Consider the following 17,160-nt stretch of genomic DNA (forward strand, 5'->3'; position numbering starts at 1 on the left):
AACCCGCCATGAGATTTTAATTGATTGTGACGGTGACGAGCCATATATCCGCGCTTGCCCAAAGTCGCACGTGCCTGTGGGTGTCCGCCGATCCCTCGAATGGCGAGGAAATCGGTAAGGTAACTGGAGCTAACCCCTCCAGTCGATTTGGCGGCCAACCGCAAAATCGAGGACACCTTGAAGCAACGACGGTGCGGGCCTTTCTGGTTCTCTTCCGGCTGTCCAAAAGCCGGGGTTACTGAAGAGGCACACCTTCATTGCCGGCAGTGCGGAACGGGTCTTCCCATTTCCAAGCCAAGGCAGACAAAGCGAACCGAAGCCGGGCTGGCTCAGGTTCATCGCCGCGTGAAGCGCATTTGTGGTTCCAGGGTCTCCACAGGCTGGATCCATCAAATAGCGGTCATGTCTTTGTCCACCGTGGGATTCCGCGGCCGGGAACGGCCGTCCCGCAGCTTGATGTTTTTTGCGCGGCAGGACCGCGCGATGGAGAGACCTATGGCCACTCAGCGCATCCTCGACTTCCTCGCCACCCGACGTCCGTCCGGCCCTTGCCTGGTCGTCGACCTCGATGTCGTGCGCGACAATTTCCGCGCCTTCGAGAAGGCGATGCCTGAGTCCAAGGTCTACTACGCTGTCAAGGCAAACCCGGCGCCTGAGATCCTGCGCCTGCTCGCCGGCATGGGCTCGTCCTTCGACACCGCTTCGGTCGCCGAAATCGAGATGGCTATGGATGCCGGCGCCCCGGCCGAGCGCATCTCCTTCGGCAACACCATCAAGAAGGAGCGTGACATCGCACGTGCCTTCGAACTCGGCATCCGCCTGTTCGCCGTCGACTCTGTCGAAGAGGTCGAGAAGGTGGCGCGTGCCGCTCCCGGCTCCCGCGTGTTCTGCCGCGTGCTCACCGACGGCGAAGGCGCCGAATGGCCGCTGTCGCGCAAGTTCGGCTGTGTGCCCGCAATGGCCGTCGACGTGCTGCGCGTTGCCAAGTCGCTCGGCCTCGATGCCTTTGGCGTGTCGTTCCATGTCGGCTCGCAGCAGACCGACCTGACGGCCTGGGATCGTGCTCTTGCTGACGCCAAGAAGGTGTTCGCCAAGCTCGCCGAAGAAGGCATCATGCTCGGCATGGTCAACATGGGCGGCGGCTTCCCGACGCGCTACCTGCGCGACGTGCCGGCGGCCCAGGCCTATGGCCAGGCGATCTTCGAGGCGCTGTCCAAGCACTTCGGCAACAACATCCCGGAGACCATCATCGAGCCGGGTCGCGGCATGGTCGGTAACGCCGGCGTCATCAAGTCGGAAGTCGTGCTGATCTCCAAGAAGGCCGACAACGACAATGTGCGCTGGGTGTTCCTCGACATCGGCAAGTTCGGCGGTCTCGCCGAGACGATGGACGAGGCGATCCGCTACCCGATCGTGACCGACCGCGACGGCGACGAGGTGGCACCTTGCGTGCTCGCCGGCCCAACTTGCGACTCGGCCGACGTGATGTATGAAAAGACACCGTACCCGCTGCCCCTGTCGCTGACCATCGGCGACGAGGTGCTGATCGAGGGTACCGGCGCCTACACCACGACCTACTCGTCTGTCGCCTTCAACGGCTTCGAGCCTCTCCGATCCTACGTGATCTGACGGCTCGAAACGGCGCCTGGCGCCGGAGCCGTTCAGATCACCCCGGCGGGCGTGCCTCTGCACGCCCGATCGGGTTCGCTTGTGGAACAGATCTCCGCTCGTGAAGGATCGCGGAAATGAACGTTGAAGAAATTGCCAAAATCTTGCCCGACATCGTGATCGTGGCTGAAACCCGGGCCGACATCGCCGCGCGCGAGGTACTGCTTGACCGTGCCATGGGCCCGAAGCGGCGCAAGAAGTCGTCGGAGAAGCTGCGCCGCGGTCGCCGCCCATCCGAGGGCCTGGCGCTGGTCGCGCGCGATGCCAAGGGCTCGGTCGTTGGCACCGTGCGGCTGTGGGACGTGCGGCTGGGCGAGGGCGGTCCTGCTGCGCTGCTGCTCGGCCCGCTCGCCGTCGATCCGGCGGCAAAGGGCACCGGCATCGGCTCGGCGCTGATGCGCCTGGCTATCGCCGAAGCCTCCCGCCTTGGCCACCGCGTCATCCTGCTCGTTGGCGACGCGCCATACTATGCGCGTTTCGGCTTCTCCGCCGCGAAGACCGGCCAGCTTGCCATGCCCGGCCCATATGAGCGCGACCGCTTCCTCGCGCTGGAACTCGTTTCCGGTGCGCTCGACGGCGCCAAAGGCGTGCTCAAGGCGGCCGGGCGCAAGCTCGGCGCCCCGGCGCGCAGGGCGGACTCGACGTTCGGTAAGGGCGGTGCGGGATCGGAAAACGCGGGCGTGTCCTTTGCGCGTCCGACGGGCCGTGCTGCACTCTAGCCGGAGTGTCCGCCCGGCTGCCTGAGGTGAGCCGGAACGCGTTATCTCCAGGCCGAAATACGGCTTGGCGCAGCCGGGAAACAGGTCGGCGACGGCGTTCTCTCCTTGACGCAGGCGATTGACGGCTGCGGCGATTGCGGCAACAGCGAGGGCCGCTGTTGGCTTGTGGTGTGCTCGTCACTCAACTCGACTGCCGAGACAAGGTAGCCGCAGCCCGACAGCGGCATAACGCAAGCCATGACCATTGCCACTGCTGCAAGGCGGTTTCGACGCACTTTCGACTCCACGTCGGCTATGGGACGGGCAAAGCGCCGTGCCTCGACGAGGCACGGCGCCGTCGCTCACTGGTTGGTGGTGTAGTACTGGTCGCCGCCACTGTGTGGCCGCCGCCTGTCGTCGCAACGGGAATGCCGCAGGCGACCATAGTCCTGGGTGCAGAAGATCGGCTCCGAGAATGGCGGGCGTGGTGCACGGGGTGGGCGTGGCGGCATTGGCGGCACAGGTGGGCGGGGGTGACAGCGCGGCTGATCTCCGCCATGACGCCGCGGATACCGCGTGTAGTTGTCGCCATGGCGCGGCGGGTAGCGAGTGTAATCGCCGCCGTGGCGCGGCGGATAGCGCGTGTCGTCCCAGCGCGGCGGGCCGTGGCGATCGTCCACGCAGCCTGCGAGCGTAAGCACGCTCAGGGTCGCAGCCAGGGCAATCAGTCGATTTCGATTCACAGGACACTCCGGCTGGAATTGACCGGGGCGATGTGGGCTTCATTTGTTGTGGGGACATTACCGGGCCGCCGGGGTCGGACCTTTGTCCCTCACGAATGAGAAAGGCCGGGCGAGCCCGGCCCTTGCAGTCAGTCGTTGGAGAAGCGGCGCGGTCGCGGCCGGTCGATGCAATCGGGCGACGGCGTCGTTGCCGGTCCGCCTCGGCAGTCGAGCGGTTCACTGCTGGGACGCGGCGGCGGGCCATGCCTGGGGTATTCGCGCGGCCCATCCCAATTGCGCGGCCCGCGCGGACCATCCCAGCTACGGGGCCCGCCTCTGGGGCCGTCCCAGTTGCGCGGCCCGTGCCTGGGACCGTCCCAGTCGCGGCCATAGCGGTCGTCCACGCAGCCGGCGAGGGCGACGACGCACAGGGTCGCGGCCAATGCGGCCAGTCGATTTCGGGTCATATGATACTCCACGTCGCAAAATCGTCCCTGGCGAGCGATGTGGACCACGTGCATTACGGTTGCATTGCGTGTGTGCCGGAAGTGCGTGGGTTGCATAGAAAAAGCCCGTTCAACACCGCCGGGCTTTTCCAATTCCGATGGTCTTGTCGGCTTAGAGCAGCTGGCTCAGGCCCATGGCCACCGACATGTCGCCCTCGACCTTGATCTTGCCGGTCATGAACGCCATCGTCGGGTTGAGCTCGCCTGCGATCAGCGACTCGAGATCGTCGAGCGACAGCTTGATGGTGCAGTCGGCCGGGCCGTCGGTCGTCGACAGGGTGGTGCCATCGATGACGATGACGCCGTCGCTGCCGGTGTCGAACTTGATCGAGCGGCCAAAGCCGGCGCTCTCCACCTTCGCCTTGATCTTGTCTGCGACTGCCTGAATGCTCATGGCTCTCTCCTGGTCTTTCCTGAAAGGCGCTTTGCGCCCGGCCTCCCCGGACCAATCCGGACGAGCCGGCCATGTCACAGGACTGCAATTCCTATAACTGGCATCTTACGTTTACGTCAACGTAGAACTGGCTGGCGATGGTCACGCGACGTGGCGCGAAAGGCAGCCAAGTTGGCTGCCTGTCGGGTTCAATGTGCTTTGGCCGGGCCTGCTTCGGCTGGCTTTGCCGCCTCGGCCTCTGCTGCGGCAGCAGCCGATTCACGCTGGCGCACGGCGTTGTCGCGGACATCGTCGGGGGTCAGGAAGTCGATCTGCTCGACCATTACCTCGTGGATCAGCTTCGAACCGACACGGGCGTTGATGGCGTCGCGGATGCCGTTGCGAAAGCCGTCCAGATCGAGCTTCTCATATTCGGTGAAGTCGATCTGCGGATTGCCGTAGAGATAGGAATAGACCTGATCGACAAGCAGCGAGGCCATCGGCACCGATAGCTTGCCGACTTCCTTGGGTTCGACCGTGTACACGAGGCGCGTCAGGAAATAGCCGTGCACGCGCTCACCTTTGAGCAACGGCACCGAAATGACGTCGGTCTTGACATAGTCGAGACCGCCGAGCAGCGGCATCTGCTCTTCGGTCGCCGGCAGGTTGGCGGCGGCCTGGAACGAATAGAAGACCGAGCCGAGGGTCACGGCGACAATCCACAGCGCCGCCGCGATGAACTTGATCACCGCGCCCACCCGAATTCGTTTGCCGAATAGGTGCCGTCCGCTTCGGAGCGCTGGATGGCGTCGCGGAGCAGGGAGGCGACTTCACTGACGGCGCTGAGATGAGCGAGGATCGCACGTTCATTGGCGACGAGCTTGTCGCGCAGGCGTTCGACACCGACCTTGAGCTCGCTCGGGTAGTCGCCCTCGACCAGGCCCTTGGTGGCGCGGGTCAGTTCGTAGAGATAGCGGCTCTTGCGGGCGTTCGATGCCTTGATGTCGAAATGGACGTCGGTGCGGATCGCAGCGGTCTCTTCTTCGACCGCATCCTCGATCCGGCTGATGATGGCCGCGACGTTGCCCGGGCGGGCAGCGTCGATGAGATCGGCCGTCACCGGCAGGTTCGTCCTGTATTCGGAGAGATCCGACATATCTTATCCTCTACGATTTTGTGTCAGTGGCGGAGGCGGCATCGTCGCTTCCCAGCGAGCGCACCATCTTCCGCTGCAATTCCTGAATGAGCGCAGTGGCCTGGCTCATTTGTTCATCGAGTGCCGCCTTTTCAGGCCCGCCAGCGACGCCGCTGACCGGCACCACCTGCTCGTCCTTGATGTAGTGGTCGCGCATAACGGTCTTGGCGATACCGATGCCGCCGGCTTCGGCGGTCTGGTTGGCGAGATGCTCGGCCATCATCGACTTCCACATGTCGCCGGCCATGCCCTTGCCGTACACGCTTTCGGTGTTCTTCGGCATCATGTTGCCGATGAAGGTTTGCAGGACCATTGCCTCGAACTTCTTCATCGACGCATCGGCCGAGGTCTTGTCCGGCTGGCGCGTGACACCGCCGGTGACGGCGGCTTCGGTGAGCGAAAATGTTCCGGCCGGGGCCGCGCTGGCGGTCCGGTTGGCAAGCGCCGCGCGCGCAGCCTGGATGCCTGATGGCTCGACGGCCTTGGCTACATCCAGAATGATGTCGCTGGGTGGGGAGATGGCCAAAGCGGCTCGCCTTTCCGGGTTTACGTTACTGCTGATTGTGGAGGGTCAAGCTTGCGGCAACCTTACTTGTCTTCAGCCGACTTTCTTTCAATGATTTCGAGACGTTCGCGGTCGGCGCTGTCACGCTCATCCTGACGGCGGACCTCGCGGTAGGCGCGCTCGACCATGTTGGTGCGGGCGGTGGCAGTGGCGATCTTGCCGACCTCGACATTGGCGAGGCCGAGATTGAGCTGCTTCTTGTCGATCGCCTCCTTGATGCGGCGATGGTAGAGTTCAGGGAACAGCTGGGAGATGCCTTCGGTGCTGTCGAAGCTGTCCGACAGCGATTGCGCCTCGGCTTCGGCGGCAATCGCATTGGCGACAAAACCGGCGTGGCGCGTCTCGTGCAGCGCCTTGAGCTGCTCCTGCACGGCTACCAGCTTCTTCAGGCGATCCCTGCGCGACGCGGCCATTCCTTACCTTCCCACGGTGATGTCGACGAAGCCGTCGGCAAACAGGCTGAGCATGGTGGCGATGCCGAAATACATCAGCACCAGGCCACCGGCGACGACGAAGGGCAGCGAGATGAAGTAGACCGGGATCTGCGGCGTCAGCTTGTTGACGAAGCCGATCGTCAGGTTGATCAGGATGGCATAGGCGACGAAGGGGCTGCCCAGCCTCAGCACCACCATGAAGCTTTCCGACAGCGTGTCGGTGACGTCGACGAGGGCTGCCTGCGGATTGAAGAACATGTTGACCGGCGCGACCTGGTAGGAGGCGACCAGTGCGCGGATGATCTCGTGGTGGAAATTGAAGGCAAACAGCAGGATCAGCGCCGCGATCGAGATGATCGAGGCAAGCGCTGCCTGGGGCTCGTTTTCCTCGATCGCGTGGCCGCCGACACCGCCGAAGCCGATCAGCATGGCGATCGCCGAGCCCATGAACATCAGCGCCAGGATGTAGAGCCTGGCCATCAGCCCGATCAGGCCGCCGATCAGAAGCTCGGATGCGATCATCGGCATCAGCACGCCGGGACGAGCGTCGACGAACGGGAAGATCTGGTCCCAGAGGTGGATCAGCAACCCGCCGGTGGCGGCGACGGCGACGAACAGCCTGACATGCATCGGCACGCGCACGCTGGAGATTCCGGGCATCAGCATGAAACAGGCGCCGATGCGACAGAAGGCCAGGAACGCCGCAAGGACCATGCCTTGCGCGGCGGCATTCATGAGACGGTACCGAGCACGCGCAGTTCGACGCCCTTGGCGATCTCGACATGGCTGAGCACCGGCAGGGTCGGAAACAGCCTTTCGATGATCATGCGGACATAGGGACGTGCGTCGGGTGCGGTGACGATCACGAAACGCTCACCGGTTTCGAGATGCGTGCGGATCGCCTTGGAGGCTTCCTGGCCGAATTCCTCGAGCTGGCGCGGATCGATGTCGAACTCGCGCACTTCGCCCTTGGCGTCGCGCTTGAGGCTCTGGTGGAAAGCGAGATCCCAGCGGTTGCCGAGGCGCAGCACCTTGAGCACGCCGCCTTCGCTCAAGTCGCCGCAGATCTGCTGCGCCATGCGGATGCGGACGTGCTCGACGATCTGCTCGGTGCGGCGGACATGCGGCGAGATCTCGGCGATTGCCTCGATGATGAGGTGCAGGTTGCGGATCGAGACGCGCTCGGCGAGCAGAAGCTTGAGCACCGCCTGCAGGCCGGGATAGGTGATGTGCGAGGTGCAGATCTCGTCGGCGAGCTTGCGGTATTCGGGGTCCTGGCGCTCGAGCAGCGCCTTCATGTCCTTGTAGGACAGGAGCTGCGGCAGGTTGTTGCGGATCACCTCGGAGAGATGGGTGAGCAGCACCGACATGTTGTCGGCGAAGGTGAACTGCTCGCGCTTCAGGTCCTCGGCGAAGGAATCGAGCACCGAGAAGGCGCGCATACCGAAAGCCGGTTCGCGCACTTCCTCGCCCGGAATGTCTGGCAGATCCCGCGAGCCGAGCAGCACCATGATTTCGCCGACGCGCATCTGGTATTCGGCGACGACGGTGCCGTGCACCTTGATCTGGTAGCTCTTGGGCGGAATCGAGAAGTCGTCGGTCATGCGCACTTCCGGCACGACGAAGCCGTACTGGGTGGCGAACTTCTTGCGCATCTTCGACATGCGGAAGGCGAGTTCCTGATGGGTAGCGAGCAGGCGCGTCGACAGCTGCTTGCCGATCAGCAGCTCGATCTCGGCGGTGGCGAGCGATGCCTTGACCGAGTTCTTTTCCTCTTCGACCTTGTCGGCCTCGACCTGCTCCCTTTCAGCGTCGACCTCGGCCATGCGGCGCTTATGCTGCATCGGGATGAAGTAGCCGAGTGCTGCCATGGCAACGGCAAGCGAGAGGAACGGCAACATCGGCAGACCGGGCACGAGCGAGAGCAGAAACAGCAGGCCGGCGGCGACATAGAGCGCGCGTGGATAGGCGCCGAGCTGGCCGAACACCGCCTGGTCGGCCGATCCACGGGTGCCGCCCTTGGAGACGAGCAGGCCGGCGGCGAGCGAGACGATGAGCGCCGGGATCTGGGTGACGAGGCCGTCGCCGACCGACAGCTTGATGAACACGTCAGCGGCTTCGCCCATGCCCATGTCGTGGCGGAAATAGCCGATAGCGATACCGCCGACGATGTTGATGGCGGTGATCATCAGGCCGGCGATGGCGTCGCCTCGGACGAATTTCGAGGCACCGTCCATCGAGCCGAAGAAGGAGCTTTCTTCTTCCAGTTCGCGGCGGCGCAACTGCGCTGTCTTGTCGTCGATCATCCCGGCCGACAGGTCGGCGTCGATCGACATCTGCTTGCCGGGAATGGCGTCGAGGGTGAAACGGGCGCCGACTTCGGCGATACGCGTCGCACCCTTGGTGATGACGATGAAGTTCACCACGATCAGGATCAGGAACACGATCAGGCCGATGACGAAGTCGCCGGACATGACGAGGTTCGAGAAGCCCGAAATGACGTAGCCGGCGGCATGCGTGCCTTCATTGCCATGCGACAGAATCATGCGCGTGGTGGCGATGTTGAGCGACAGGCGCAGCATCGTGGCGATCAGCAAGATGGTCGGGAACGACGAGAAGTCGAGCGGGCGCTGGATCCACAGCGCGACCATCAGAATCAGCACCGAAATGGCGATCGAGAAGGCAAGGCCGACGTCGATCAGGAAGGCCGGGATCGGCAGGAACAGGACGGCGAGGATGATGACGATGCCGACGGCGAAGAAGACGTCGCGTCCGTTCCTGGCTGGAACGCCTGCGCCTGAAATGGTTTCGCTGATCGCCATTGATGCTTCCGATCGAATCCCGCCGCGCGCCAATGCCACGGCTTCCTGACCCTATTGCGCCAAGCTTGCGCGAGGGTGGGAGGCAGGCGAAAAGATGCGGCAGCTGGCACGCAACGGAGCTTCGACGGGCGCTTTTATGCCAATCTTCGGCGTCGAAGGACCGCGCGATGGAGCTGGCAAGGAGGGCAGGCTTCGCGACGGTCGCTGCGGCCTTACGCCTAATGCAGCTCGATATGCCCCTTGTGACTGCCGAGGGCTGCCGCCAGGCTGGTGGGGCGTTCGATCAGGCGGTGGACGCGGGGTGGCTGGGGGCCGCTGTGCAAGGCGCGCAGTTTGTCGCCGATGACGGCGTCGGCGTGGGTGGCGCGCTGGTTGTGGCGGATGTATTCGAGCCAGGTCGGGGTGTGGTAGGTTTCGACCCAGATCTCGGGGTTTTCAAGGTCGCGCGCCAGCACCCAGTTGCGGGCGCCGTCACGGCGGCGGACACGGCGGCGCTCGGTCATGGCGTCGAGGAAGGCCGGTACATCTTCTTCGCGGATGATGAATTCGATCGAGATGACGATGGGCCCCGAACGCGGCCGGACGTCGAGCGCCAGGTGTGGTTCGCGGAAGCGGTTGAGCGGGTCGAGGTTGAGCGCTGTGTGCTCGGGCAGCGGCAGCAGGAAGCCGATCGCCGCACCGACCAGCATGACGATGCCGGCAACGATCAGGGCGGTGGCCGCGCCGTTGCTTTCGGCGACGAGACCCCAGATCCAACTGCCCAGCGCCATGCCGCCGAAGGTTGCCATCTGGTAGATCGACAGCGCCCGGCCGACAACCCAGCGTGGGGTCGACATCTGCACGGTGATGTTGAAGTGCGAAAGCGCAAGCACCCAGCAGGCGCCGCCGACGAGCAGGCCGGCCGAGGTGAGCCAGGCATTGGAGCTGAAGGCGGCGATCCAGCTGCAGAGGGCGAAGCCGAGAAAGGCCGAGCGCACGATGGTTTCGCTCGTCATGCTGCTGCGGATGCGGCCGCTGATCAGCGCGCCGCCGACCGCGCCGACACCGAAGGCGCCGAGCATGATGCCGTAGGTCAGCGGGCCGCCGGCGACGAGGTCGCGGGCAACCAGCGGCAGCAGTGCCTGGATGACGACGGCGGTGAAGCCGAAGGCGAAGCTGCGCAGCAGCACCTTGCCGATGTTGGGCGACATGGCGACGTAGCGCAGGCCTGCACCCATGGCCTGGCCGAGCGTTTCGCGTGGCAGCGGGTTTGCCGGATATTGCGGGCGCCAGCGAAACAGTACGAAGATGATGGCGAAGTAGCTCAGCGTGTTGACGGCGAAGGCGGCCGCAGCACCTGCGGTGGCGACGATGATGCCGCCGATGGCCGGGCCGACGCTGCGCGTCATGTTGAAGCCCATCGAGTTGAGCGCGACGGCCGCCGGCATCACCGTGCGGGGCACCATGTCGCCGACGGAGGCCTGCCAGGACGGGTTGTTAAGTGCGGTGCCGCAACCAATGAGGAAGGTGAAGGTGAGCAGCAGCCAGGGCGTGATCAGGCCGAGATAGGCAAACAGCGTCAGCGCCGCCGAGACGGCGAACATGAAGCACTGCGCGGTCAGCATGACGCGGCGGCGGTCGTAGCTGTCGGCGAGTGCGCCCGACGCGAGCGAAAACAGCATGATCGGCAGGGAGATCGAGGCCTGGACCAGCGCCACCATGTCGGAGGAGGTGGCGATCGAGGTCATCAACCAGGCGGCTCCGACAGACTGGATCAGACTGCCGAAATTCGAAGCCAGGCTGGCGAACCAGACGGAACGGAAAATGCCGTGCTTGAAGGGCGCGAGCGCCGAACCTTGCTCGTACTGGTGGTCGTCGTCCATGCGCCAAGCCGGCTGAGCCGGGTGCCCTCGTGTGATTTGCCGCTACGGCGCCAAGCCTCCTTCGGGAGGCGCAAAGGACGCCGTGGCCCTCCTGTGGATGCACGACCTGTTCGGGGAATCGATTTCGATCATGCAGGAATGACTAGACCATGATCGGCTGGCCGGGTGAACCCATTTGTACGATGCCGGCATGGTCCAGTGGCGGCGCGGCTAAGGTCCACAGGGACGGTCTCAGGTCGCGGTGCGCGAACAGGCTTGCCACGCAGCCATCAGAAGCCGTTTTCGATGCGCTCGAAGATGACGTTGGTGAAGCTGGAAATCTGGGCGCCGATAAACGGGCCGGTCAGCGCCACCACCAGGAAGATGGCGACGATCTTGGGCACGAAGGTGAGCGTGATTTCCTGGATCTGGGTCAGGGCCTGGATCAGGGCGATGCCGACGCCAACCAGCATGGCTGCCGCCACCGCGGGCGCGGAGGCAGTCAGCACCGTCCAGATGGCGAACTGGACAAGGTCGAGGGCATCGGCTTCGTTCACGCGGCAGCCTTGACCTTGACGCCCGCGACGACCGCGACGGTCTTGCCGTCGGACAGCACGGCGGTGACGCCGTCCTTGGCGAGACGGACCTCGGTGACCGTGCCCGACGTCTTGCCGTCGGCCGAAGTGATGTTGCGGCCGATCAGGGCGTCTGCCTGGGCGAGCGCCGAGGACTGCAGGATCTGGTCGAGGCGCGCATTCATCTGCACCGACTGCTCGACCTGCGAGAAGGTGGCGAGCTGCGCCACATATTCGGTCGATTCCATCGGCTTGGTCGGGTCCTGGTTCTTCATCTGCGCCATGAGCAGCTTGAGGAAGGACTGGTAGTCGACCTGCGTCTTGGAGCCGGTCGACTTGTTGGCGCCGGTGTTGGAGCCGACAGGCGGCGTCACGGAGAAATCGATGGGCATCAGAATCTGCCTCCGGCTGCGCGGGCGGGTTGCACCGTTGCCGTCTCTTCGCCGGCGATGATGCGCTGTTCGAGTGGATAGAGGGAGCGGATGGTCTTCAGCGCCTCGTAGACATGATCCTCGGCAACGAGGCGGTCGACATGCTTCAGGCTGGAGAGGATTTCCGCATTGTCGAAGGTGGCGAGCAGCAGCGGCAGCGAGCGGCGGAACATGTCGCGCGCCTGGACCGCGCCGATCGGATCGACCAGCATGACCTGCAGGATGAAGTAGAGCTGGCGCAGCGGCGTCGAGGCCTGCTCGGGTTGCAGCACATGGCTTTCGAGCAGGAACTGCACGTCGTTGAGCAGTTCGAGCGAGACCTTGCGGTCGGCGCGCACCACGGCACCGTTGATGTAGATCTTCTCGTTGGCCTTCAGCGAGATCTTGAGCGTGTTTTTCATTGTATGCCGTCGCGGATGATTTGCGAGACCTCGATCAGGCCCTCGAAGCTTTCGGAGCGGCCCTGGCGGATGTCTTCTGACTCGCGTAGCAGCCACAGGCCGATCGAAATGAGGTTGGCGCGGAGCTCCTTGGGGAGAGCATTCTCGGGGTTGCCGAGATCGTCCATCAGGGAGGTCCAGACGCGGTTGGTGAAGTTCAGTGCGGCGATCGCCTCGTTGGAATTGGCTCCGGCTTCGCTGGCCCTTATCAGCATGTCGATTGAGCGGCTGAGAAGCTGACGTTCGCGATCCCGCGCATCGGCGACGGAGTCGGTCTGAATGTCGGCATAGGAGAATTGATACATATGCGTCCCGTTTGTTGCCGTTCAGGTCAGAGGTAATTCATCAGGCTGAGCTTCTGGATACGTGCCGTCAATGCGTAGGATCTCTCGATCATCGAAATCAGGTCGCTGACGCGTGTCGCCGCCTTTTCGGGGTTGACGCCCTCGGTGTTGATGATGTGGCGCTCGAACAGGTCCATCTGCATCTTGATGCGATCGGTGGCGTTGGTGACGCGCTGCTCGATGATGCCGGTCTGCGATTCCAGCTGGCCTATGTCGCTGATGGCGCTGCCGATAATCGACACGGCGCGGGTGACCAGCGCGCCGCGGGCCGCAGCGCCGACATTGGAATCGAGCAGGTCGCTGACCATGGCGGCGGCCATGGCGACCTTACGGATGCCGGCATTGTTGGCGCTGACCGAGGACTCGGTGGTTTCGTTGAGCGTGATGCGGCTGGTGATGCCCTGGTCGGTGGCATTGGAGAAATTGGCCTGCCAGCCGGCGCCGAGGAACATCGGCTCGACGACCGAGGTCATGAAAGTGTCCATCTGGGTGGCCGAGATCGACTGCGCCGCCGGATCGTTCTGCGTGAAGCCGAAATGTGTCTGGAAGGCAGTGTCGAATGCCGCCTTGGCCGGCGAGCCGGCCTTGAATTCGTTGATCGGCTTGACGTCGGTGTTGGTGCCGGCAAACAGATATTCGCCGTTGAGGCTGGTGTTGAGCACCGAGGTCAACGTGTCGAGCGTGCCGCGCGCCGCCTTCTGGGTCAGCGCGTAGGCGGCATCACCGGAGGAACTGCTGGTCAGGCTGGCAAGGAAGGTCTGTGCGGCCTTGCCGACCTCGTTGAGCGACTTCTGCGTCGCTGACAGGCGCGACGACACCAGGCCGTTGCTGTCGACAATGCCATCGAGGCGCTCGAGGTCGCGATGGAGTGTGACCGACTGCGCGGTGCGGGCGCCAAGTGCCAAGCCGGTGTCGGCGACAAAGCCGGAGCTGGCCTCCTTCTGCGCCTTGATGAGCTCGGACTGCTGGCGCAGCATCGAGTAGCGCAGGGCGCTGGTGACCGCGGAGGAGGAGACGAACGTCGCTTTCATCGCGCTATCTCACCGCGCCCAGGAGGGCTGCCAGCATGTCGTCGACCGCCTTCAACAGCCGGGCTGTGGCCTGATAGGACTGCTCGAGTTCCAGCATCTTCGACATCTCGATGTCGACATTGACAGCGGTATCGTTTGACAGGGCCTCGGCGGTGCGGATAGCCAGCGCTTCCTTGGTCTGGGCGGCGGTGTCCGCCTGCTTGCGCATGCCCTCGAACCAACCGATCGAATTGGTCGAGAAGGTGCTGAGGCTCGAGCTTGTGGCGATACCCGCGGCCGGATCGAAAGTCATCGTCTGGTCGATGCGGTTGCCATAGGAGATCAGCAGGTCGGCATAAGAAGCGTTGCTGGCGGGGTTCTTGACATAGGCCGCGCCGTTGATGCCGCCATCGCGCAACAGCTTGGGATCGCCGCCGATCTGCGGGTCGACCGCCGGATTGATCTTGATCGAGCGCGCAAGGCCATTGACCAGTACGCCCGCCGGCGGGACCGCCGGGCCGCCGGACCAGGTGAACAGGCCGGCCTGGTCGGCAAGGGCTGGTGCCGTCTCCGAGAAGGCGGTGATCAGTCCGCGCGCCATCTCGTCGAGCTGCGCCTGCATCGTGGTGGTGACACTGTCGCGGAGCTGTATCATGCCGGCGAGCTTGCCGCCGGCGTTTGTGTTGGCGCCGACGCCTGGCTGAAGCGGCACGCCGTCGATGAGAATCTTGTTGCCGGTCACGCCGGCGGAGTAACCCGCCAGTGGCTGGAAGGTGACCGCGCGTGGGACGGTCTCGAACAGGGTGGTGCCATCACCTGTGGTGATGACCATGTCGTTGTCGCCGCGCTTGAAGGTCGAGATCGGCACGATCTCGGAAATCTTCTTCAGGATGGCGTCGCGCTGGTCGAGGGAGTCGTTGACGTCGCGGCCGGCGCGGGTGCCCTGGATGATCGTCTTGTTGGCCTGCTCGAAATCGGCGAGCAGCCTGTTGAGATCATCGACGGTGGTCGCGATCTCGCTGTCGGTCTCGGTGCGGATGCGCTGAATGGCATCGCTGCCGTCGTTGAGCGAGCGCACCACCTGGCGGGCGGCATCGATCGCCGCCGTGCCGAGGTTCTGGTTGGAGGGGGCTGCCGCGTAAAGCTGCAGCGCTTGCTGGAACTTGCCGAGCTGGGTTGCGACCGAGCCCTTGTTTTCCGAGCCGTTGACGTCGAGTGAAAGTTTCTGCAGCCCCTCCAGGAGGGTGTTCTGGCCGGTGAAGTCGGCCAGGGCAGACAGGTTCTGGCGAAACAGCTGCTCGTTGGTCGCACGCTGGATTTCGACCACGCGCGCCCCGGGGCCGGTGCTGGCGAGCACGGCTGTGCGGCGCACGTAGTCAGGATTTGATGCATCCGCGACGTTGCGGGAAACAGTGCTTGTCTGGCGCGACGTGTTGCGAAGCGCAGATTGGGCTATGCTAATGGCAGACGACAGCGACATGCTATGTTTTTCCAGCGGGCGATAAGCCCGTCAGTCCTATCTCTTCAGGTTGACGAGGATATCCATCAGGTCCGCTCCGGTTTGGAAGACCTTGGAATTGGCAGTGTAGTTACGCTGGGACTCGATCATCGCGGTGAGTTCCTCGGCGATGTCGACGTTGGAGTTTTCGAGCGCGCCCGAGATCATCTTGCCGAGGCCGCCCGAGTCGGCGAAACCGATCTGGACCGGGCCGGAGTCGGCGCTCTCGCGGAACACGTTACCCGAAAGGCTGTTGAGACGGTCGGGGCTTGCCACGTCGGCCAGAGGAATCTTGAACAGAGGCTTCATCGAACCGTCCGCGTACTGGGCGTACATGGTGCCGTCGGTGTCGATCTCGACACGTTCGATGGTGCTCGGTCCGTTGCCGTCGGCAACGGCCTTGGTCACGGTGTAGGGCGATGCCAGCTGCGTCATCTTGGAGATGTCGAGGGTCACGGGCGCACCGTTCGGGACGGTGAAGCTGAGGCTGCCGGCACTGGTCAGCTTGCCGGTGGTACCGTCGAAGGTCATGGTGCTGTTGGTCAGCAGACCGCCTGCGGCATAGGGGAATGAGGTTCCGGCCGCCGCCTTGGACTGGTCGTACACGGCGACGTCCCAGGTGTTGGCGCCGGTCTTGGTGTAGTAGATGTCGACGATCTTCTTGGCGCCCAGATTGTCGTACATGACCATCGACGATTTCGACGTATAGGTCGCGCCGGCGGCATTCGTGCTCGGGAGCGGGCCGGCGGAGACGGCAGCGTCGCTCTGCAGGTTGGCCGTGAAGGTGGCGTTCTTGGTCGGCAGCGCGGTGAGCTCGGAGCTCGAGATCTGGACGGGCACCAGGCCATCGAAGCCGTTGGCGGTGGCGGCCGGAATGCCATTTGCGTAGCTGTAGCCCATCAGCTGGTAACCGGCGGCATTGATGAGGCGACCCTGGCCGTCGGGCACGAACGAACCGGCGCGGGTGAGGTAGGGCGAACCGGACGCGTCCTGGACGACGAAGAAGCCGTTGCCCTGGACCGCGAGGTCGGTGCCCGACGTCGTGTACTGGAGCGTGCCGTCCTTGGCGACTGCGTTTAGAACCTTGGTGGTGACGCCGCCGGAATTGTAGGCGCCGGGCGTGCTGGGCAGCACCAGCGATGAGAATTCGGTATAGGCGCGCTTGTAGCCGGTCGTGCTCGAGTTAGCGATGTTGTCGGCGACCGTCGACAGCCGGTTCGCCTGGGCATTCATGCCCGAAACGCCGGTTCGCATCATTCCGTAAAGGCTCATCGGTGGTCTCCTCAAATCTCATGCCACGCTGGTGAAGTTACGTGGCATGTCTTGCGCGAGGCTGGTCAGACGATCAGCCGGTAGCCGAGGAAACGCTTCGAATCGATCGGGTCGTGGCCAAGACGCTCACGCAATTTCTTGCGCAGCTTCGAGATGTGGCTTTCGACGACATTTTCTTCGACTTCTTCGTCGAAGACACCGTAGATCGCGTTGAAGACCTGGGTCTTGGTGACGCGACGGCCGCTGTTGCTTGCCAAATACTCGAGGATGCGACGCTCACGGCGCGGCAGCGGCATCGGCTCGCCGTCGATCTCGGGGTCGCGGCCGTCCATGAAGATGCGCATTGCGCCGATCTGGGTGAAGCCGGTGTCTTCCTGGGCGCGACGGCGGATGGCCGAGATGCGGGCAAGGATCTCACGAATGTGGACGGGTTTGCGGATGACGTCGTCGACACCCGACTCGAAAAGCTTGAGCGTGTTTTCGAGATTGTTCTGTTCGCTGAGGGCGATGACCGGGGCTTTGGTACGGTCTCGCAGCTGACGCGGCGAGATCGAACCCTCGTTGCAGTCGCCGATGAGGAAGGCGCGAACGGAACGCAGATCCTCGTCGGGAGCGCTGGAAACCCATTCGCCGAATTCGGTCGAACGGAAGCCTGCGCACGCCACACCTTCCCGGTCGAAGAGTGAATTATATCCGTTGGTGACGAGCTCTCGCTCGTCCACGATTACGATCATGATTCCGCCCCCGAATCAGTAAAAATGCCCTG

Annotated in this window: 19 protein-coding genes; 2 read left to right on the top strand and 17 right to left on the bottom strand. The window is 63.8% G+C overall.

Annotation, left to right across the window (positions count from 1 at the left end; translation table 11 throughout):
* Window positions 1–495 precede the first annotated feature (495 nt).
* Both odc2 and N7E70_RS10135 read left to right on the top strand, forming a co-directional pair.
* Complete coding sequence (gene odc2 / locus N7E70_RS10130; RefSeq protein ID WP_154386463.1) at window positions 496–1,629, top strand: ornithine/lysine decarboxylase; 1,134 nt, start codon at window positions 496–498, stop codon at window positions 1,627–1,629.
* Window positions 1,630–1,745: 116 nt separating this feature from the next.
* On the top strand, window positions 1,746–2,387 hold the full coding sequence (locus N7E70_RS10135; RefSeq protein ID WP_154386462.1) for a GNAT family N-acetyltransferase: 642 nt from the start codon (window positions 1,746–1,748) through the stop codon (window positions 2,385–2,387).
* 850 nt (window positions 2,388–3,237) lie between these two features.
* On the opposite strand, the gene N7E70_RS10140 is transcribed toward N7E70_RS10135, so the two are convergent.
* From N7E70_RS10140 to N7E70_RS10220, 17 genes are all read right to left on the bottom strand, one after another.
* On the bottom strand, window positions 3,238–3,555 hold the full coding sequence (locus tag N7E70_RS10140; RefSeq protein ID WP_263006253.1) for a hypothetical protein: 318 nt from the start codon (window positions 3,553–3,555) through the stop codon (window positions 3,238–3,240).
* A 151-nt stretch (window positions 3,556–3,706) separates the two neighbouring features.
* Complete coding sequence (locus N7E70_RS10145; RefSeq protein WP_067958475.1) at window positions 3,707–3,988, bottom strand: SCP2 sterol-binding domain-containing protein; 282 nt, start codon at window positions 3,986–3,988, stop codon at window positions 3,707–3,709.
* A 188-nt stretch (window positions 3,989–4,176) separates the two neighbouring features.
* On the bottom strand, window positions 4,177–4,716 hold the full coding sequence (locus tag N7E70_RS10150; protein ID WP_067966202.1) for a hypothetical protein: 540 nt from the start codon (window positions 4,714–4,716) through the stop codon (window positions 4,177–4,179).
* Window positions 4,713–5,123, bottom strand: a complete 411-nt coding sequence (locus N7E70_RS10155) for a hypothetical protein (protein WP_154386460.1) — start codon at window positions 5,121–5,123, stop codon at window positions 4,713–4,715. The genes N7E70_RS10150 and N7E70_RS10155 overlap by 4 nt, the downstream gene beginning before the upstream one ends.
* A gap of 10 nt (window positions 5,124–5,133) precedes the next feature.
* Entirely contained in the window at window positions 5,134–5,688 is a 555-nt protein-coding gene (locus N7E70_RS10160) for a rod-binding protein (protein ID WP_067958487.1), read from the bottom strand.
* A 62-nt stretch (window positions 5,689–5,750) separates the two neighbouring features.
* Window positions 5,751–6,140 (bottom strand): hypothetical protein, encoded by a 390-nt coding sequence (locus N7E70_RS10165; protein ID WP_067958490.1) that lies wholly within the window; start codon window positions 6,138–6,140, stop codon window positions 5,751–5,753.
* A gap of 3 nt (window positions 6,141–6,143) precedes the next feature.
* The gene (fliR, locus tag N7E70_RS10170) at window positions 6,144–6,896 is read right to left on the bottom strand and encodes a flagellar biosynthetic protein FliR (protein WP_067958493.1); all 753 of its coding nucleotides are present in this window, start codon (window positions 6,894–6,896) and stop codon (window positions 6,144–6,146) included.
* Window positions 6,893–8,983, bottom strand: a complete 2,091-nt coding sequence (flhA, locus tag N7E70_RS10175) for a flagellar biosynthesis protein FlhA (protein ID WP_067958496.1) — start codon at window positions 8,981–8,983, stop codon at window positions 6,893–6,895. The genes fliR and flhA overlap by 4 nt, the downstream gene beginning before the upstream one ends.
* A 218-nt stretch (window positions 8,984–9,201) precedes the next feature.
* Window positions 9,202–10,845, bottom strand: coding sequence for an MFS transporter (locus N7E70_RS10180; protein ID WP_154386457.1), 1,644 nt, complete (start codon window positions 10,843–10,845; stop codon window positions 9,202–9,204).
* A 269-nt stretch (window positions 10,846–11,114) separates the two neighbouring features.
* The gene (gene fliQ / locus N7E70_RS10185) at window positions 11,115–11,381 is read right to left on the bottom strand and encodes a flagellar biosynthesis protein FliQ (RefSeq protein WP_067958500.1); all 267 of its coding nucleotides are present in this window, start codon (window positions 11,379–11,381) and stop codon (window positions 11,115–11,117) included.
* On the bottom strand, window positions 11,378–11,791 hold the full coding sequence (gene flgD, locus N7E70_RS10190) for a flagellar hook assembly protein FlgD (protein WP_154386456.1): 414 nt from the start codon (window positions 11,789–11,791) through the stop codon (window positions 11,378–11,380). Before flgD ends, fliQ begins: the two co-directional genes overlap by 4 nt.
* Entirely contained in the window at window positions 11,791–12,231 is a 441-nt protein-coding gene (gene flbT / locus N7E70_RS10195; protein ID WP_067958505.1) for a flagellar biosynthesis repressor FlbT, read from the bottom strand. The genes flgD and flbT overlap by 1 nt, the downstream gene beginning before the upstream one ends.
* Window positions 12,228–12,575, bottom strand: coding sequence for a flagellar biosynthesis regulator FlaF (gene flaF, locus N7E70_RS10200; RefSeq protein ID WP_154386455.1), 348 nt, complete (start codon window positions 12,573–12,575; stop codon window positions 12,228–12,230). The genes flbT and flaF overlap by 4 nt, the downstream gene beginning before the upstream one ends.
* 26 nt (window positions 12,576–12,601) lie before the next feature.
* The gene (locus tag N7E70_RS10205) at window positions 12,602–13,645 is read right to left on the bottom strand and encodes a flagellar hook-associated family protein (protein ID WP_067958510.1); all 1,044 of its coding nucleotides are present in this window, start codon (window positions 13,643–13,645) and stop codon (window positions 12,602–12,604) included.
* A 4-nt stretch (window positions 13,646–13,649) separates the two neighbouring features.
* On the bottom strand, window positions 13,650–15,104 hold the full coding sequence (gene flgK, locus N7E70_RS10210; protein WP_263006255.1) for a flagellar hook-associated protein FlgK: 1,455 nt from the start codon (window positions 15,102–15,104) through the stop codon (window positions 13,650–13,652).
* 36 nt (window positions 15,105–15,140) lie between these two features.
* A complete protein-coding gene (locus N7E70_RS10215; RefSeq protein WP_067958514.1) occupies window positions 15,141–16,394 on the bottom strand; it encodes a flagellar hook protein FlgE in 1,254 nt (417 codons plus the stop codon).
* A gap of 65 nt (window positions 16,395–16,459) precedes the next feature.
* Window positions 16,460–17,128: a response regulator transcription factor gene (locus tag N7E70_RS10220; RefSeq protein ID WP_067958516.1), complete on the bottom strand. Its 669-nt coding sequence runs from the start codon at window positions 17,126–17,128 to the stop codon at window positions 16,460–16,462.
* Between the last annotated feature and the right edge of the window lie 32 nt (window positions 17,129–17,160).

This window comes from Aminobacter sp. NyZ550 (genome assembly GCF_025628925.2).
Classification (GTDB): domain Bacteria; phylum Pseudomonadota; class Alphaproteobacteria; order Rhizobiales; family Rhizobiaceae; genus Aminobacter; species Aminobacter ciceronei.

What these genes read in the sequence shown, in the direction of transcription:
- N7E70_RS10155 (WP_154386460.1), bottom strand. Translation starts at nt 5,123, where the DNA reads ATGTCGGATCTCTCCGAATACAGGACGAACCTGCCGGTGACGGCCGAT.
- odc2 (WP_154386463.1), top strand. Translation starts at nt 496, where the DNA reads ATGGCCACTCAGCGCATCCTCGACTTCCTCGCCACCCGACGTCCGTCC.
- flbT (WP_067958505.1), bottom strand. Translation starts at nt 12,231, where the DNA reads ATGAAAAACACGCTCAAGATCTCGCTGAAGGCCAACGAGAAGATCTAC.
- N7E70_RS10145 (WP_067958475.1), bottom strand. Translation starts at nt 3,988, where the DNA reads ATGAGCATTCAGGCAGTCGCAGACAAGATCAAGGCGAAGGTGGAGAGC.
- N7E70_RS10140 (WP_263006253.1), bottom strand. Translation starts at nt 3,555, where the DNA reads ATGACCCGAAATCGACTGGCCGCATTGGCCGCGACCCTGTGCGTCGTC.
- N7E70_RS10135 (WP_154386462.1), top strand. Translation starts at nt 1,746, where the DNA reads ATGAACGTTGAAGAAATTGCCAAAATCTTGCCCGACATCGTGATCGTG.
- fliR (WP_067958493.1), bottom strand. Translation starts at nt 6,896, where the DNA reads ATGAATGCCGCCGCGCAAGGCATGGTCCTTGCGGCGTTCCTGGCCTTC.
- flgK (WP_263006255.1), bottom strand. Translation starts at nt 15,104, where the DNA reads ATGTCGCTGTCGTCTGCCATTAGCATAGCCCAATCTGCGCTTCGCAAC.
- flhA (WP_067958496.1), bottom strand. Translation starts at nt 8,983, where the DNA reads ATGGCGATCAGCGAAACCATTTCAGGCGCAGGCGTTCCAGCCAGGAAC.
- N7E70_RS10180 (WP_154386457.1), bottom strand. Translation starts at nt 10,845, where the DNA reads ATGGACGACGACCACCAGTACGAGCAAGGTTCGGCGCTCGCGCCCTTC.
- N7E70_RS10215 (WP_067958514.1), bottom strand. Translation starts at nt 16,394, where the DNA reads ATGAGCCTTTACGGAATGATGCGAACCGGCGTTTCGGGCATGAATGCC.
- flgD (WP_154386456.1), bottom strand. Translation starts at nt 11,791, where the DNA reads ATGCCCATCGATTTCTCCGTGACGCCGCCTGTCGGCTCCAACACCGGC.
- N7E70_RS10205 (WP_067958510.1), bottom strand. Translation starts at nt 13,645, where the DNA reads ATGAAAGCGACGTTCGTCTCCTCCTCCGCGGTCACCAGCGCCCTGCGC.
- N7E70_RS10220 (WP_067958516.1), bottom strand. Translation starts at nt 17,128, where the DNA reads ATGATCGTAATCGTGGACGAGCGAGAGCTCGTCACCAACGGATATAAT.
- flaF (WP_154386455.1), bottom strand. Translation starts at nt 12,575, where the DNA reads ATGTATCAATTCTCCTATGCCGACATTCAGACCGACTCCGTCGCCGAT.
- N7E70_RS10165 (WP_067958490.1), bottom strand. Translation starts at nt 6,140, where the DNA reads ATGGCCGCGTCGCGCAGGGATCGCCTGAAGAAGCTGGTAGCCGTGCAG.